The organism is Streptomyces coeruleorubidus (assembly GCF_028885415.1).
In the GTDB taxonomy this organism is placed as follows: Bacteria; Actinomycetota; Actinomycetes; order Streptomycetales; family Streptomycetaceae; genus Streptomyces; species Streptomyces coeruleorubidus_A.
In genome coordinates, this window is sequence record NZ_CP118527.1 from 9,258,036 (window position 1) to 9,273,750 (window position 15,715).

General features: G+C 69.3%; 12 protein-coding genes and 3 pseudogenes. 6 read left to right on the forward strand and 9 right to left on the reverse strand.

Features of this window, described 5'->3' with window-relative positions; all coding sequences use genetic code 11:
* Nucleotides 1-50: 50 nt before the first annotated feature.
* From PV963_RS42550 to PV963_RS42570, 5 genes are all read right to left on the reverse strand, one after another.
* A complete protein-coding gene (locus PV963_RS42550; protein WP_274821776.1) occupies nucleotides 51-1,037 on the reverse strand; it encodes a hypothetical protein in 987 nt (328 codons plus the stop codon).
* A gap of 296 nt (nucleotides 1,038-1,333) precedes the next feature.
* Entirely contained in the window at nucleotides 1,334-1,726 is a 393-nt protein-coding gene (locus tag PV963_RS42555; RefSeq protein ID WP_274821777.1) for a DUF2267 domain-containing protein, read from the reverse strand.
* 235 nt (nucleotides 1,727-1,961) lie between these two features.
* Nucleotides 1,962-2,504: a nucleotide exchange factor GrpE gene (gene grpE / locus PV963_RS42560; protein WP_274821778.1), complete on the reverse strand. Its 543-nt coding sequence runs from the start codon at nucleotides 2,502-2,504 to the stop codon at nucleotides 1,962-1,964.
* 2 nt (nucleotides 2,505-2,506) lie between these two features.
* Nucleotides 2,507-4,282 (reverse strand): Hsp70 family protein, encoded by a 1,776-nt coding sequence (locus PV963_RS42565; RefSeq protein WP_274821779.1) that lies wholly within the window; start codon nucleotides 4,280-4,282, stop codon nucleotides 2,507-2,509.
* 56 nt (nucleotides 4,283-4,338) lie between these two features.
* A complete protein-coding gene (locus tag PV963_RS42570; RefSeq protein ID WP_274821780.1) occupies nucleotides 4,339-4,539 on the reverse strand; it encodes a hypothetical protein in 201 nt (66 codons plus the stop codon).
* A gap of 256 nt (nucleotides 4,540-4,795) precedes the next feature.
* Between PV963_RS42570 and PV963_RS42575 the strand changes: the two genes are divergently transcribed.
* Nucleotides 4,796-4,927, forward strand: coding sequence for a hypothetical protein (locus tag PV963_RS42575; protein WP_274821781.1), 132 nt, complete (start codon nucleotides 4,796-4,798; stop codon nucleotides 4,925-4,927).
* Here the strand turns inward: PV963_RS42575 and PV963_RS42580 are convergent.
* The 3 genes and pseudogenes from PV963_RS42580 to PV963_RS44205 all read right to left on the reverse strand — a co-directional run.
* A pseudogene (locus PV963_RS42580) lies at nucleotides 4,924-5,133 on the reverse strand (Hsp20/alpha crystallin family protein); the annotation flags it as partial. The gene PV963_RS42575 and the pseudogene PV963_RS42580 sit on opposite strands and share 4 nt — an antisense overlap.
* Nucleotides 5,134-5,379: 246 nt before the next feature.
* Complete coding sequence (locus tag PV963_RS42585; RefSeq protein ID WP_274821782.1) at nucleotides 5,380-5,874, reverse strand: hypothetical protein; 495 nt, start codon at nucleotides 5,872-5,874, stop codon at nucleotides 5,380-5,382.
* Between the two features lie 183 nt (nucleotides 5,875-6,057).
* Nucleotides 6,058-6,291, reverse strand: a complete 234-nt coding sequence (locus tag PV963_RS44205; RefSeq protein ID WP_425540998.1) for a DUF6207 family protein — start codon at nucleotides 6,289-6,291, stop codon at nucleotides 6,058-6,060.
* A gap of 117 nt (nucleotides 6,292-6,408) precedes the next feature.
* Here PV963_RS44205 and PV963_RS42590 point away from each other — a divergent pair.
* From PV963_RS42590 to PV963_RS42600, 3 genes and pseudogenes are all read left to right on the forward strand, one after another.
* Nucleotides 6,409-7,056 (forward strand): annotated as a pseudogene (locus PV963_RS42590) (ABC transporter ATP-binding protein); the annotation flags it as partial.
* A gap of 135 nt (nucleotides 7,057-7,191) precedes the next feature.
* A complete protein-coding gene (locus tag PV963_RS42595; RefSeq protein WP_274821783.1) occupies nucleotides 7,192-9,714 on the forward strand; it encodes an ABC transporter permease in 2,523 nt (840 codons plus the stop codon).
* An 80-nt stretch (nucleotides 9,715-9,794) separates the two neighbouring features.
* A pseudogene (locus PV963_RS42600) lies at nucleotides 9,795-10,043 on the forward strand (aminoglycoside phosphotransferase family protein); the annotation flags it as partial.
* A 53-nt stretch (nucleotides 10,044-10,096) separates the two neighbouring features.
* Here PV963_RS42600 and PV963_RS42605 read toward each other — a convergent pair.
* Nucleotides 10,097-11,590, reverse strand: a complete 1,494-nt coding sequence (locus PV963_RS42605; RefSeq protein ID WP_274821784.1) for an NB-ARC domain-containing protein — start codon at nucleotides 11,588-11,590, stop codon at nucleotides 10,097-10,099.
* A 430-nt stretch (nucleotides 11,591-12,020) separates the two neighbouring features.
* Between PV963_RS42605 and PV963_RS42610 the strand changes: the two genes are divergently transcribed.
* Together PV963_RS42610 and PV963_RS42615 are read left to right on the forward strand one after the other, a co-directional pair.
* Nucleotides 12,021-14,057: an FAD/NAD(P)-binding protein gene (locus tag PV963_RS42610; RefSeq protein ID WP_274822289.1), complete on the forward strand. Its 2,037-nt coding sequence runs from the start codon at nucleotides 12,021-12,023 to the stop codon at nucleotides 14,055-14,057.
* A complete protein-coding gene (locus tag PV963_RS42615) occupies nucleotides 14,057-15,709 on the forward strand; it encodes a histidine phosphatase family protein (protein WP_274821785.1) in 1,653 nt (550 codons plus the stop codon). The genes PV963_RS42610 and PV963_RS42615 overlap by 1 nt, the downstream gene beginning before the upstream one ends.
* The last annotated feature ends 6 nt before the right edge of the window (nucleotides 15,710-15,715 follow it).

The following is a 15,715-nucleotide window of genomic DNA, read 5'->3' on the forward strand; positions in this document are numbered from 1 at the left end:
GGCAGTCCGGAGTGGGAGAGGGGACGGGCGGGAACGGAGCCGGCGTGCGCTCAGGCGCGGCGGTGGTGGCGGGCGAACTGCTTCTCGGGCTCCGCGAAGTAGGTCCAGGGCCAGCTGGTGTAGGCGCCGTCGAGCGTCTGGAAGACGCGCCGGACCGTGTGGCGCTCACCGGCCAGCGACAAGGCCATGGCGAACATGTTGAAGTCGTGCTGCCAGCCCGGGCGGTACACGTAGGCGGGGTGGAGGATGCTGTGGTCCGCCGCTTCCCGCAACTGCGCCTGGATCTCGGAGGTTTCGAGATGGTCCCCGCGCTCCGCCTCGACCCACTCCTCGATGTACGCCATGGCGATCACGCAGCCGAGTCGGTGCCCCTGCGGGGCGCGGGCGAACGCCTTCTGGGCGAACGCCAGGGCCTGGCCCGGCTTGCCGCCCCAGCGGGGCTGCAACTGCGACACCCACTCCAGGTGGGTCTCCAGATCCAGCGGGTCGCGGCGCAGGGCGGCGTCGAGCCGCGTCTCGTTGACGGCGGTGCCCAGCGACATGCCGCGACCGGAGGTCAGGAGGCGGCGCCACGGCGTGACCCATTCCGGCCGCAGCTCGGCGGCCTCGAACAGCTGCTCCTCGGCGATGTGGAGCCGCTCGTGGAAGACCCGCCACTGCTCCTGCGTGACGTTCACGGCACGCTCGGCGGTGCGCGCCTCCCAGCCCCAGCTGATGTGGCGCGTCCCGGATATCAGCAGGGCCGTCGCCCGGTGCTCCTTGTCCTCTTCGACGGCCGGGCCGATCCAGTCCTGCACACCGTCCAAGTCGGCCAGCTCACCGAGGACTTGATGGTCGCGGCCGAGGTCGAAGGGAACCAGCGCCGCCTTCACCGCCTCCCAGTCACCCGCGTCGGCCGCCTCCACCAGCGCGAGCACCCGCACGTCCCCGAGCGCACGCAGCGTGTACATCCCGTTCTTCTGCCTGCGCGGGACGGGCAGGGCATGCGGATCCGAAACCGGTCTCTCCGCACCCCTGCCGAACAACTTGCCGAACATGCCGCGCCCTCCCCTGATCCCACGTGATCGTCCGGTGGATCATATGCGGCCCCGCTGACACCACTTCCGCAGGGTTTTCACCGATGCTTCACGAGTCTGATGCGGGATCCGGCCGGGGTCCTCCTGGCGGGGGCGGTCACGCGGCTGAAGTCGGTGGCCAGTACGGAAAAGCCCTCGCGGGCGCCGACGGTCCGAAAACCGCGGCAGCGTGGACGGAGGACCATCGACGAGTACGTGCGGGCGCGCAGCCGGCCGGCGTACGCCGCGCTCGGGCCCGCGCCGGCCGGCTGGGCGAGTCAGCCGGCGAGATCGGCCTTGCCGAACAGGACGGCGTAGCCGGAGGGGAGCTGGCTGAGGATCTGGTTCAGCTCGCCGCCGCTGACCGCGTCGGCCAGGGCGGTCAGCACGGCGCTGGCGTCCCACTCGGCGGTGCGCGGCCGGGCTCCGATGCGCTCGGCGACCCTGCGGTAGAACTCGTCGATCCCGAAGCTCTCGGCCTGCTGCGGCTTGGCGGCGGTCAGCGTCTGCCCGAGCGGTCCGGGCAGCTGGGAGGCGAGATCATCCACCTCACCGGGGCTGATCCTCCGGGCCAGCACGCTCAAGACGGCCTCGGTGACCTTCGTGGCCTCTTCCTGGCTGTTGTATTCGCCGAGCTCGCGTACGCGGGCGAGGTACTCGTGGTACTGCATCGTTCGTCACCTCCGCTTGCTGGCGTCGACGGCATCTGTGCGATGTCCCTTTCCCGGTACCCAGGTAGTCGACCTGTGCGACGGTCACCGTTGATGCGCACGATGCGAAGCCGGCCGACCTCGCCCTGCAAGCCCCCGGCCCCTGGCACGACGACGGTGGACCGGGGCGACGCCCGCGACGTCCACCCGCACACACGCCCGGCAGCCGGGCGGCACGCGGACGCCCTGAGCCCGGTCAGCTTCGCGCGATGGGGAAGGGCGGCGCACCGCCGGCGATGGAAGGGCGTACGCCTCGGTCGTCCCCGTGCGCGTTCCTCGCGGGCGGAGCCGGCCCGGCGACCTCCACGTGGGCCGGGCGCAGCAGGTGGTCGCCGAGGCGGTAGCCGGGCCGGAGGACCGCCGAGCAGACCAGGCGGTCCCGGTCGGGGGAGGGGTGGTGCGCCAGGGCGTCGTGGCAGGCGGGGTCGAACGTATCGCCCACCTCGCCGAACGACGTGACGCCCAGCGAGCCGAGCTGCTCGGTCAGGCTGTCGGCGATGTCCTTCAGACCAGGCGTGAGCGGCTCGTGCGCGCGCGCCCGGTCCACCGCGTCCAGCACGGGCAGCAGCGCCCGGAGTACGTTGGCCACCGCAATCTCGCGTACGGCCAGGCGATCCCGCCGGACCCGTTTGCGGTAGTTGTCGTACTCGGCCTTCACCCGCTGAAGGTCGGCGGTCCGTTCCTCCACCAGGCTCCGCAGCTCCGCCAGCTCGGTGTACTGCGGCCCGCTCCCGGTCATCGTCAGCCAGCCTCCGGCTTGTCGTCGTCGACGATCTCGGCGTCCACCACATCATCCTCGGACGAGCCGCCGGCCCTACCGCCGCCCGCGGTCGCCCCGGCCTCACCCGGCGGCTGCTCGGCCCGCGACTTCTCGTACAGCGCCGTGCCGATCCTCTGCGCGGCCTGCGCCGTACGGTCGATCGCCTGCCGAATCGCCACGGTGTCCTCTCCCTTCAGCTTCTCCTTCAGCTCTGCCAGCGCCGTCTCCGTCTCGCTCCTCGCATCCGCCGGGATCTTGTCCGCGTTGTCCTTGATGAGCTTCTCGGTGGAGTACACGAGCTGCTCGCCCTGGTTGCGGGTCTCCGCCGCCGCGCGCCGCCGACGGTCCTCCTCGGCGTGCTGTTCGGCCTCGCGGACCATGCGGTCGATGTCGTCCTTGGGCAGGGCCGAGCCGCCGGTGACGGTCATCTTCTGCTCGCGGCCGGTCGCCAGGTCCTTGGCGGAGACGTGCATGATGCCGTTGGCGTCGATGTCGAAGGCCACCTCGATCTGCGGCACACCGCGCGGCGCCGGAGCGATACCGGTCAGCTCGAACATGCCGAGCTTCTTGTTGTACGCGGCGATGTCCCGCTCGCCCTGGTAGACCTGCACCGTCACCGACGGCTGGTTGTCCTCGGCCGTGGTGAAGATCTCCGAACGCCGGGTCGGGATCGTGTCGCCGCGCAGGACGCCCGCCTGGAGCGCGGCGCCCACCGCCACGACCTCGTCGGGGTTGACGCCCTTGTGCGGCTCCTTGCCCGTCAGCTCCTTCACCAGCTCGGTCACGGCCGGCATACGCGTCGAACCGCCCACCAGCACCACGTGGTCGATGTCGGACACCTTGATCCCGGCGTCCTTGATCGCGTTGTGGAACGGGGCCTTGCACCGCTCCAGCAGGTCCGCCGTCAGCTGCTCGAACTGCGCGCGGGTCAGCTTCTCGTCCAGATGCATCGGGCCCTCGGCGGAGGCGGTGACGTAGGGCAGATTGATCGTCGTCTCCGACGAGCTGGACAGCTCGATCTTCGCCTTCTCCGCGGCCTCCCGCAGCCGCTGCACGGCCATCTTGTCCTTCGACAGGTCGACGCCGTAGTGGTTCTTGAACTGCTTCACGAGGTGGTCGACGACGCGCTGGTCCCAGTCGTCGCCGCCGAGGTGGGTGTCGCCGTTGGTGGCCTTCACCTCGATGACGCCCTCGCCCATCTCCAGCAGCGACACGTCGAAGGTGCCGCCGCCCAGGTCGAAGACCAGCACCGTCTGGTCGTTCTCCTTGTCCAGCCCGTACGCCAGCGCCGCCGCCGTCGGCTCGTTGATGATCCGCAGCACCTTCAGGCCCGCGATCTCCCCGGCCTCCTTGGTGGCCTGCCGCTGGGCGTCGTCGAAGTACGCGGGCACGGTGATCACCGCGTCGGTGACGTCCTCCCCGAGATACGCCTCCGCGTCCCGCTTCAGTTTCTGCAGCACGCGCGCGGAGATCTCCTGCGCGGTGTACCGCTTGCCGTCGCTGTCACCGTGGCCCGGGAACCGCCAGGAGTGGTCGCCCATGTGCCGCTTGACCGAGCGCGCGGTGCGGTCCACGTTCGTCACGGCCTGCCGCTTGGCGACCTCGCCCACCAGGACCTCGCCGTTCTTGGCGAAGGCCACGACCGACGGGGTCGTGCGCGCGCCTTCCGTGTTGGTGATGACGGTGGGCTCGCCGCCTTCGAGGACCGAGACCACCGAGTTCGTCGTACCAAGGTCGATACCAACCGACCGTGCCATCTGGTTCTCCCTCCTCGCCTCGCTGTGTTCCACGCGCTGTCCGGAGGCTCGGGGCCTCACCACGACATCCGCTCCCACCGGACGGGACCGGCGCGCAGCGGAGGCTCGGGGCGTACGGTGCCGAGCACCACGACGTAGCGCCGCGCAGGCCGTACGGGCGGAGCCGGGGCCCGCTCGCGGTCGTACGCCCGCTCGCGGGTCTGGTCGTACGCCGCGCGCAGGACCGGGTCGCGCAGGGTCTCGTAGGCCTCCCGCACTTCGCCGAACCTGCATCCCGAACACCTCCTGGCCCCTGCGAGCTGCGTTTTCACTCCTACTTGCTCATAGTCATGAAATAAAACTTGAGTCTTTCCTTGTCAAGATAGCGAGGATTCACATACAGCGGCGAGGGCTGGCTTGCGACGTCGACAAATGCTGTGATCTACGACATTGCCAGCGAAACCGGCAATCCTCCACTCTGAGTCACACAAAGGACGTCAAGGAAAGCAGCTCCTCATGGGCGATCATGTGCACGTGCGACTCAGCCAGGGGATGAGCGTGTCCCGAGAAGGGGAACTGATCGAGCACTCCCGCTGCCGCTGCGGAGCCACCTGGACCAAGGTGTTCGACGCCGACGGCGGAAAGCCGGAAGAGCCGTCCCGCTAGCCGCGCACCCGCCCGAGGGAACCCATTGACGCCCGGGGCTTGGCCCGCTCGGCTACCGGGATCTTCAGCTTCAGCACGCCCGCCTCGTAGGAGGCTTCGATCTCCTCGGTGTCGAGGGTGTCGCCGAGGAACAGCTGCCGGCTGAACGTCCCCGCGGGCCGCTCGGTGATCACCGTGCCGGTGTCCTCGCCGTACGTCGGCGTCCTCGACTTGACAGCACCATCGGCCTCAACCTGCTGGCTCGCCATCCCGAACGGCTGGCCGGCCTGATCGTGGGCCGGAGCCCACGCCGATCGCGTCGTCGCTGCCGCCCCGCATGCGCCGGCAGGACTGACAGTCGCCCTCGCCGGCCGCGACGGCGTCCTGGACACGCTCGCTCAGACACCGGCGCCAGTACTTCTACCTGCGGGTGACCGTGACTCCCAGCTCAAGGCGATCCAGGACACCGCTGATCAAACCTCGGGCGCCACCTGCGTGTGGGCTGCGAGGCGGCGGGCTTCGGCCGTGACCTCGGCATCCACCTGGCCCACAGTTCTGTCGGGGTATTCGATGACGTCGTACTCGTCATCGAGCTCGGCGAGCCGCTCAGTCAGGGGCAGCTCATGTCCGTACCGCTGGTGGATCCGGGAGGTGAATGCCCGAGGTGTCAGCTCACCCGCGAGCATGCGGCGTGCGAGCGCCCGGGCGGCGGCTGCCTGGCCGGCTTCGCTGGCGATCGGATAGAAGGTGAGGCCGAGCTCGCCGAGTGCTTCGGGAAGCAATTCGTGCACGTCGTAGTTCGCCTCGGCGCGTGTGCAGGCGGCCAGGATTCGCAGGGCGGGGCTGTCCAGTCCGGCGACGAGCGCATCACAGGCGGCGCTGACGACGTCGCTCGCACGGATTTCTCCCGCGCTCCAGAGGGCGGCATGGTCCTGCAGATCAATTGCTGCTGATTCGGCCGAGGTCATCCGTTCATGATCCGGGGGCAGAGCCTCCTGGTCGAGTAGCTTTCACGGAAGTTGCTGTCCAGCTGCCTGCTTCAGCAAGGCTCGCGCGGAGTTCCGGGGCCGCTGGCTGCCCGCGCATGGCGGCACTGATCCAGTGGTTGCTGGCCCTGCCGGTCGTGTTGGCGGTCTTATGCTGTGGCGGGGCTACGAGCGGAGCACCTGGCGCACGTCTAGGTGGCAGCGCAGCCGTACGCCGGGCTCGCCAGGTTCCCGAGTTGCCCCCTCACAGTGGGCCGTGTTCGTGCGATAACGCGACCTTGCGCCTCGGCCGAAAGGTCTAGAAGCCGATCGGGCGGGTCTTGTCGGCGAGGGGGACGGCGGCCCCTTTTTGGGGCGTTTTGTAGAGGATTTCGCCTCCGGGGTTGACCGGAACGGCATACCTGGGGCTGACGAGACCGCCTCTCCCGTCAGCCCCAGGTCGTCGGAATTTCGGCTGATCCGCAGGACTGGTACGAACCGGACGATGGAGAAGTTCCCGGCCAGGCCGGCCGGGAACGGCGCCCGCAGTTCACCGCGATCATGGGCCCGTCGGGCTCCGGCAAATCCACGCTGATGCACTGCGTCGCCGGGCTCGACAGCTTCTCCTCCGGATCGGTCCGCGTCGGCGACACCGAACTCGGCTCCCTGAGGGACAAGCAGCTCACCAAGCTGCGCCTGGACAAGATCGGCTTCATCTTCCAGGCGTTCAACCTCCTGCCGACCCTCACCGCCCTGGAGAACATCACCCTCCCCATGGACATCGCGGGCCGCACGCCGGACAAGCAGTGGCTCGACACCGTCATCGAGATGGTCGGCCCCTCCGATCGCCTTACCCACCGCCCCGCCCAGCTCTCCGGGGGCCAGCAGCAGCGCGTCGCCGTCGCTCGTGCTCTCGCCTCCAAGCCGGACATCGTCTTCGCTGACGAGCCCACCGGCAACCTGGACTCCCGCTCGGGCGCCGAGGTGCTCGGCTTCCTGCGCCACTCCGTACGGGAGTTGGGCCAGACCGTCGTCATGGTCACCCACGATCCCGTGGCCGCCTCCTACGCGGACCGCATCCTCTTCTTCGGCGACGGACGGATCGTCGACGAGATGTACCAGCCTACCGCCGAAGGTGTCCTGGACCGCATCAAGGCCTTCGACACCAAGTTCCGTACGAGCTGAGTCACGAGCTGAGTGACGAGCAGAGTCACGAACCGAGTCGTACGAACCAACCCGCGTACCTCACCATCAGCCGCCCTCCACCCCCACCCCACCCCCAGCCCTCAGCCTCGCCCTCACCCACCAGGACCAACCACCATGCTCCGAACAGCCCTGCGCAACATCCTCACCCACAAAGCCAGACTCCTGATGACCCTCCTCGCCGTCATGCTCGGCGTCGCCTTCGTCTCCGGCAGCCTGGTCTTCACCGACACCCTCGCCAACGCCTACCGCAACCAGGCGGCCAAGGGCTACGCCCACGTGGACGTTGAGGTCCGGGCATACGCGTCCGGCTCCGGTGAGAACCCCGGACTCAGCCGGAAGGCCCTCGACGAGATCGCCGGACTCGACGGGGTCGCCGAGGCCGCCGGGCGGGTCTACGGGGACGCCTCCGTCGCCGACAAGGACGGCAGGCTCCTCGGCAGCGCCCTGTCCAACGCGGGCGCCAACTTCGCGCCGGGGAAGGACGGCAAGGACGGGCTGTACGTGTTCCCCGACGGCAGCGGTCCCACCGAGGCCGGGCAGGTCGCCCTCGACAAGGCCTCGGCCGCCCAGGGCGGGTACCACGTCGGCGACACCGTGCGCGTCGCCACCAAGGGTCCGGCGAAGACGTACACGCTCTCCGGCATCTTCACCACCGAGGACAGCGCGGTGGCCGACGGCGGCAGCCTGGTGCTGTTCGACACCCCGGTTGCCCAGCGGCTCTATCTCAAGCCGGGCCGGTACCAGACCGTCACCGTCACCGCCGCTCCCGGTGCCTCGAACACCGAGCTCGCCGCCACCATCGGGAAGCTGCTTCCGGACTACGCGGAGGCCCAGACGGGTCGGCAACTCGCCAACCGGGAAGCCGATCTGGCCGAGGCAGACGCGTCGAATCTCAACTCGATGCTGCTCGCCTTCGCCGCCGTCGCACTCGTCGTCAGCGTCTTCCTGATCGCCAACACTTTCACCATGCTGGCCGCCCAGCGCACCAGGGAACTCGCCCTGTTGCGCGCCGTCGGTGCCTCCCGCAAGCAGGTCACCCGTTCCGTCCTGGCCGAGGCGATGGTGCTCGGGGCCCTCGCCTCCGTCGCCGGTCTTGCCCTCGGGGCGGGCGCGACCGTCGTACTGCGGTCCACCATCGGCGGTTTGGGCGGGGAATTGCCGGACGGTCCGGTGACCGTCACGTCCACGACCGTCATCGTCGCGTTCGCCGTCGGTGTCCTGGTCACCATGCTGGCCGCCTGGCTGCCCGCCCGCCGTGCCGCGAAGATCCCGCCGGTCGCGGCGATGAGCAGCGTGCATCTGCCGGCCACCACCAAGTCCCTGGTCCTACGGAACTCCCTGGGCGGCCTCCTCACGCTGCTCGGCGTGGCCGTGAGCGTCCAAGGCGGGAGGGCCGGCGGCTCCGGGGGCGGGGCGCTCGTCGGGCTCGGAGCCATCCTGGCGCTGGCCGGGGTGATGCTGCTGATCCCGCTGCTGTCCCGGCCGGCCGTCGCCGCGGTACGGCCGCTGCTGCGCGCCGTCGGGATCGAGGGCACGCTCGCCGGCCAGAACGCCGTACGCAACCCGCGCCGCACCGGCGCCACCGCCTCCGCGCTGACCATCGGCCTGACGCTGGTCACCGCGCTGACCATGCTCGGGGTCACCCTCGGTCAGGCCGTGGACAAGATGACCACGGACATCGTCAAGGCCGACTACATGGTCACCGCGGTCGGCGGCTCGGGCCTGGACGCCTCGGCGGTCGCCGCCCTGCGCAAGGCCGAGGGCGTCAACGCGGTCTCCCAGGAGCAGCCCGCGTCCATGCGACTCGGCGGCAGTCTGCAGCCGGTCTCCGGCGTCACCCCCGCGGACTTCCAGAGGGCCATCCACCTCACCACGGTCTCCGGCTCGCTGGGCACTTTCGCCCGGGGACAGATCGCCGTCGCCGACGACATCGCGCGGTCCAACGGCTGGAAGACCGGCGACAGCGTGCCGGTGACGTACGACGACGCCAAGAGCGGCAAGCTGACGGTCGGGGCCGTCTTCGAGCGCAACACCGTCGTCTCGCCGGTCGTCGTCTCGACGGACGTACTCGAGCCGCACGAGGCCGAGTCGGTCATCTCGCGGATCTACGTCAAGACGGACGGCGGCGAGAGCGCCGCGAACAAGCGGGCCGTCGTCGACGCCCTCGCCGGCAACCCGGCGATCGAGATCGGCGACCGTCAGGACATCCGGGCCGAGTTCGGCGGGTTCATCAGCACCGCGCTGAACGTCATGTACGGGCTGCTCGCGATGTCGTTGGTCATCGCGGTGCTCGGCATCGTGAACACCCTCGCGATGTCGGTCTTCGAGCGGCAGCGGGAGATCGGCATGCTGCGGGCGACCGGCCTGGACCGGCGGCGTGTGAAGCGGATGATCCGCCTGGAGGCCGTGGTCATCTCGGTCTTCGGCGCGGCGATCGGGCTCGGCCTCGGCGCCTTCCTGGGCTGGGCCGTCGGCGAGACCGTGGCGTCGAGCGTCCCGGGTTACGCGCTGGTTCTGCCCTGGGGCCGCTTCGCGCTCTCCCTGCTGCTGGCAGCACTGGTCGGCACGCTGGCGGCCATGTGGCCGGCCCGTAGTGCCGCCCGGCTGAACATGCTCACCGCCATCAAGAGCGAGTAGCGCATCGCCGTACGCACAGAGCGAATCGGCCGTACGCACAGTACGCGCACCTTTCCCGGTGCGCGGGCCTGCGCGTTTCGCTGATGTACTTCGACGTCGAGTGGGAGCACGTCTTCCTGCGACTCCGCCATCCCGAGGGCCACTACCGGCGGTTGGCGGCGGAGGGCCTCGACGAGGACCGGCTCGCGCTCTATACGCTCACTCAGCGGCTGTCACTGACGGCGGGTCCGCTCCGGTTGCTCGAGGGAGACTTCCCCGACCGGGAGTTCATGCAGGGAATCGCCGAGCACCACTTGAACGAGGCGCTGGCGCTGGTCGCCGTGGTTTAGGGCGTGGAGTTCCCCTCCTGCCACCAGTACGCCGACATCGGTTGCGACGCCCGTCAGGCTGCGAGTACCCGCCCTGCGCGCGACTGCTGTGGCACGCGGATCTCTCCGTCTGCTCCAGCGTGCTGCCAAGGCATAGGCGGACGGAGTCCACGGGTGGTCCGTGAATCGGACCGCATGGCGGTGTCACTGCTGCGGCCGTGATCCAGCAGCCGGCCCAGAGCCTGCCGGATGAGGCTCGCCGGTTCGTCGATGCAGATACGTTCCTCCGCGTAGGCATGGGTAAGGGGGTGGAGCCGGAAGCGGCTCGGCGCGCTTCGCTCGAGCAGGTGTGCTGCCGCCAAGGTGGCGAGGTGATACTCGGCTACGGCGCGTGGCTCGCCCAGGAGTGCCGCGGCCGTGCCGCCATCGATCTCCTGCAGAGGATGGAGCGCCAGCATGCGCAGTAACCGTTGCGCACCCTGCGGCAGCTGTGCGTCGGAAGCGGACAACGCGGTCCGTACGCCGTCTTCCAGGGCCAGGGAGATCACAGGCTCGCGGTAGTAGTCGTCGAGCGTCCAGGCGGGGTGGCCTTGCATGTGGCGGCCGATGGTGGACAGTGCCAGCGGCAGGTGGCCCAGGAGGTCCGCGATCTGCCGGGCGGCCGGGACGTCGGGGGTGATGCGTTCGGCTCCCGCCGTTGCCCGCAGCAGTTCAAGGGATTCGTCCGGGTCGAACAGTGGTACCGGCAGGCGGGTCGCTTCATCGAGGCCGGTCAGCGCGCGTCGGCTGGTGATCAGGGTGCGGGATCCCGCAGTCCCGGGCAGCAGCGACCGCAACTGCGCCGCGTCTGCCGCGTCGTCCAGGACGATCAGCACATCGGTTCCTGCCAACTGCCGCCGGTAGAGAGCTGCTCGTGCGTCGAGGTCGTACGGGATGCGGTCGCCGGTGGTGCCGAGCAGTCGTAGAAAGGTCTCCAGCACGGTGGCAGGGTCGGCGGGCGGGCCCTGGGGGACAGATCCTCGCAGGTTCGCGAACAGGACAGGCGTGTCGTTGCGCTTGCCGGCGAGCAACCCGTGGGCGAGGTGCAGGGCCAGTGACGTCTTGCCGATGCCTGCCATGCCTTCCAGAGCCACAGTCGTTGCGCCCCTGCCCGGGCTCAGTAACGTCTCCGCCCGGGCCACCAGGCCCTGTCTGCCGACGAACGCGGAAAGCCCCGTGGGCAGCCGGTCGTATGCGCTGACCCGCGCGGCGGCCTCGGCCTCGCCGAGCACGGTGCGAAGCGACTGCCGCCACAGGGAGACGATGGCTTCGTCGGCGCCGACGAGCGCCTGTACGACGGCCATCAGCAGGTCGGAGTTGGGCCTGCGGCGGCCGACCTGGAAGCAGTTGCCCACCGTCGAACGGGCCGGCCATTCGCCGCGCGGACGCCCGGCTTGCTGCCAGTCCCGGTGAACGCGCCGCGTGATCTCGGTGATCGACGGGTTGCCCGCCCACGCCTTCAGCAGTCTCAGTTCCGCGATGAACTCGTCCATCGTGCGGGCTTTTCCCGGGTCCAGTACCTGCGGCACGAACATCCTCCCCCATGGGACATCTGGGCCATGACCAACTTGGAACGCTCGTTTCAAGTTAGAGGAGGCGGTGCTGTACCTGTCAACCGGTTTCCATCTGTTGATACCCGGCCACTGAGCGCATCCAGGATCGTCCACGATCCGTCCGGAGGCTCTTACTCAGTCCTGATGCTGAGGCCCGTTCCCGTACAGCGGCACCCCTCGGACGTTCCGGTCGAGCCCGCGTGCCCCCTTCCCAGGACAGGAGTCCGTGTACAGCCATGTCTGAAACAGGTGCACCTTCCTGGGGGCCCCGCGCGCCGAGGACCCGCAGGCCGACGCATCCGAGGCCAGCTTCCGGGTCGACGGAATTCCGTGACGCCGTGGCGGTCCGCTTCACCCACGAGTGGCGCTGACTCTTCCCCCACCGAAGGAGACAAAGACCGTGGAAATGCAGCACAACACGATGCAGGACAGCCTCATCCAGGACCGCGGCATGGCGGACATGGTGATGCGCGAGGCCGGCACACAGCTCGGCACCATGGGCAGTGCGGCTCCCGGCACGCGGCGCATCACGATCGTCGGCGCGGGGTTCTCCGGCACGCTCACCGCCGTCCGGCTGCTCCACTTCGCCGAAGCACCCCTGGAGATATGCCTGATCGAGCGCGAGGAGGGCTATCGCTACGGCGGCATCGCCTTCGGCCGGGCGTCCACCAACTGGGAGCACATGCTCAACATCCAGGCCGGCCGCATCACCCTGCGCCGCGAGCGGCCGGAGGACTTCCTGGAGTGGGCCAACGACGAGGCGGACCGCTCCGACTGGCCGCAGAAGTGGCAGTACCACACCTTCGGCGTCGCCTGCGTCGTACCACGGCGGATCTTCCGCCAGTACCTGGCCGAGCGGCTGCGCCACGCGGCCGCCGACGCCCACGCCGACGTGACGCTGCGGGAGCTGACCGGCGAGGTCATCGACGTGCGCGGCCAGGGCGGCGGCTACGTCGTCAAGTACGCCGGAACTCAGGGCGGCGTGCACGACCTCCCCTCGGACCAGGTCATACTCGCCACCGGTCACCTCTCGCCGGTGCAGGCGCCCTTCTACCACCGCATCAAGGACTCAGACCGCTTCATCGCCGACCCGTACGCCCCAGGCGCCCAGCAACGTTTCCAGGAGGTCGGCACGGAAGACACCGTGCTCGTCACTGGCTCCGCGCTGTCGGCCTTCGACACGGTGATCTCCCTCGTGCACGCCGGCCACCGGGGCCAGATCCTGATCTGCTCCCGGGGCGGCCACACGCACGGCACCTACCCCGTCGACCACGAACACGACATCTGGCAGGCCGGCCGCCCGTCCTTCCTCGACGCCGAGAAGCTCACCCCCGAGGTGGTGGTCGAGGGCGTCAAGGCGGAGTATGCGCGTCTGCGCACCGAGCACGGTGTCGAGCCGGGCAGCGCACTCGACGCCGTCTTCCCCGAGCGTGTCATGAAGGCATGGGAGCCGTACGTCATCGAGCTGGTCTCCCGCATGGATCCGCGTGACGTGCGGATGCTGCTCGACCGGTACAAGAGCCTCATCGTCACCAACCGCACCAGCACCGTGCGGGAGATCGGCTCAGTCGTGCGCAGCCGGATGCGCGGATTCAACGGCGCTCCCAAGACCGTCGAGGTCATGTCCGCCGCCATCCAGGACATGCGCCCCGTCGAGGGCGGCACGAAGATCAGAGTGGTCTTCGCCGACCAGCCGGACCTCGTCGTCGACCGTGTCGTCAACTGCCTGGGCAACAACACCGACTACGAGCGCTCCGACCACCCCCTGTGGAACGGCCTGGTCAACGGACACGGGTACGCCCAACCGCAGACCAAGACCCACCGGGGCATCGAGGTCGGCCCGCACGGACAGCTCATCGCCGCCGACGGCAACGTGGCACCGGGCCTGTTCGGTGTCGGCCCGATGCGCCAAGGCGACGAGACCACCCGCCGTGGCCGGCTCGGCGCCTTCGTGTTCAGCATCGGCACCCTGCGCAACCAGTGCTTCGACACGGCGATGGAGGTGCTGCGCCGGCTGCGGCCCGCGAGCGACGAGGAGCAGATGGACATCCCCGACGGCATCCACCACTGCCTGATCCGCAGCAGCGACTGGATCGCCGCCGACCTCGCCACCGAGGAACCCCAGAGCACACGCCTGCGGGAACGCCTGCAGAACTACGCGCGTGAGAGCGCCTACCCCAACGCCGTCAACTACCTGCAGGCCCAGGACCGCACCGAGCGCCGCAAGTACCGCGGCATCCTCGACGACGACCTGGCCGACTTCGGTGCCCGTCTCGCCCGCGAGTTCGACCTCACGGCGCAACAGGCCCAGCGCACCGTCTCCCTGCTGACCACCCTGGTGGAGAAGCACGCCGTCCACAACCTGTGCGACATCACCAAGCTGGCGGGCTGGGACTCCCAGTACGGCAACCAGGTCCAGCACGCGCCGAAGAAGGACGCGTGATGACAGACCACGACGAGCAGGAGCTCCTCAGCCGCCTGTTCATGGTCCGGCACGGCGAATCGACCTGCAATTCCGTGCACCGTATCGCCGGCCAGCGCGACGCCCCCCTGACCTTCCTCGGCCGCATCCAGGCCGAGAAGGTCGCCAAGGGCCACCGCGGCCGGCACTTCGACCGCGTCTACGTCTCCCCGCTCAGCCGCGCCTACGAGACCGCCGACATCATCTTCGGCATCGAGGCTCCCGACGCGGGCGCCCCCGACGTCGTGGTCGACGAGCGCCTGATGGAACGCGACTTCGGCAGCTACACCCTGCAGAGCAAGTCCGTCCTCCAGCGCCGCCACGGCATCGCCGAGTACGAACGGGCCATGAACGCCGACAGCCCGACCATGCACGGCGGCGAGACGTTCCAGCAGTTCAAGGACCGTGTGCGCGCCTTCTACGAGGAGGAGCTGCTGCCCGCGCTGCGCCGCGGCGAAGTGGTCTGCGTGGTCTCGCACAAGTACGTCGTCGAGCTGATCTGCCGGTTCATCCTGGCCCGCCCGGCCGACGAATCGTACGACCTGCGCCTGCCCAACTCCCAGATGCTGCAGGGCGATCGGATCCACAGCTATGTCAAGAACGAGAACAAGACCATGAACATGGTCTACGACTGGATCGTCGTCAACCACCCCGTGGTCTTCTGTACCGGGCTGGCCGCCGGCCTTCTCACCAACGTGGCCGGGCTGCGCGTCTCCACCTCGCCGTACCTGCTGCTCCTGCTGCTGGTGCTGGCCAGCGTCATCACCATGTGCCGCATCGAGCTGGAGAACGCGCGAGCGTTCGTCACCGACCGCGGCACGCTCAGGTCCGTCGCCATACGCTACTTCGCCCTGCCGATCGCCTTCGCCGCCCTGGTGCGCTGGTGGGACGCGGGCAGTACCAGTACGGCGGCGATCGCCGCGGTGTTCCTCGCCACCCCGAGCTCGGTGGTGGCGATGACGGTCAGCCGCTGCCTCGGCGGCCTGATCATGCCGACGTTCGCGCAGGTCCTGCTCTCCTCGCTGGTCGCGACCGTGTCGTTCTCGACCGTCCTCGCCCTGACCCTGCGCGAGGACGTCGCCCCGGCCGTCGCCATCAGCGCCGCCACCTCGACCGGCGTCGTCACCGCGGCCTACGTGCTGGTCAAGCGGCTGCGGGAGCGCTCTCCCGTCCGTACGGCCAAGTACGGCGAGCGCAACGGATATGTGGCGGTGCTGCTGCTCACCGCGTTCATCGTGCTGGTCTGCCTCAAGCTCGACCTGGACGGCTTCACCACCTACGCGCCGATCGCCGCGGGCATCGCCGTCGGCCTGCGACTCGTCGCCGCACTCCTCAAGCGCCGCCGGCACGTCCAGACCCTCGACGACTACACCGCCATGACCTACCCGAACGTGTTCGTGGTGGTCGTCATCGCCGCGCTCACCGGCAACGGACCGCTGGAACAGGTGGCCATCTGGACCCTGCTGCCGATGTTCGTCCTGTCGTTCTTCGACAGCTTCTACGCCCGCTACCTCGTCGTCGCGCCCGACGACGCGCGCTGGCCGACGGTCCTCAAGCTTCCCGCGCACCGCCCCGCACACGGCCGCCCGGCCACCTCGGATCCGCACGAGCCCTCCGTCCCCGCCCATTCCTGATGACCA

What these genes read in the sequence shown, in the direction of transcription:
- PV963_RS42550 (WP_274821776.1), bottom strand. Translation starts at nt 1,037, where the DNA reads ATGTTCGGCAAGTTGTTCGGCAGGGGTGCGGAGAGACCGGTTTCGGAT.
- PV963_RS42555 (WP_274821777.1), bottom strand. Translation starts at nt 1,726, where the DNA reads ATGCAGTACCACGAGTACCTCGCCCGCGTACGCGAGCTCGGCGAATAC.
- grpE (WP_274821778.1), bottom strand. Translation starts at nt 2,504, where the DNA reads ATGACCGGGAGCGGGCCGCAGTACACCGAGCTGGCGGAGCTGCGGAGC.
- PV963_RS42565 (WP_274821779.1), bottom strand. Translation starts at nt 4,282, where the DNA reads ATGGCACGGTCGGTTGGTATCGACCTTGGTACGACGAACTCGGTGGTC.
- PV963_RS42585 (WP_274821782.1), bottom strand. Translation starts at nt 5,874, where the DNA reads ATGACCTCGGCCGAATCAGCAGCAATTGATCTGCAGGACCATGCCGCC.
- PV963_RS44205 (WP_425540998.1), bottom strand. Translation starts at nt 6,291, where the DNA reads ATGCCGTTCCGGTCAACCCCGGAGGCGAAATCCTCTACAAAACGCCCC.
- PV963_RS42595 (WP_274821783.1), top strand. Translation starts at nt 7,192, where the DNA reads ATGCTCCGAACAGCCCTGCGCAACATCCTCACCCACAAAGCCAGACTC.
- PV963_RS42610 (WP_274822289.1), top strand. Translation starts at nt 12,021, where the DNA reads ATGCAGCACAACACGATGCAGGACAGCCTCATCCAGGACCGCGGCATG.
- PV963_RS42615 (WP_274821785.1), top strand. Translation starts at nt 14,057, where the DNA reads ATGACAGACCACGACGAGCAGGAGCTCCTCAGCCGCCTGTTCATGGTC.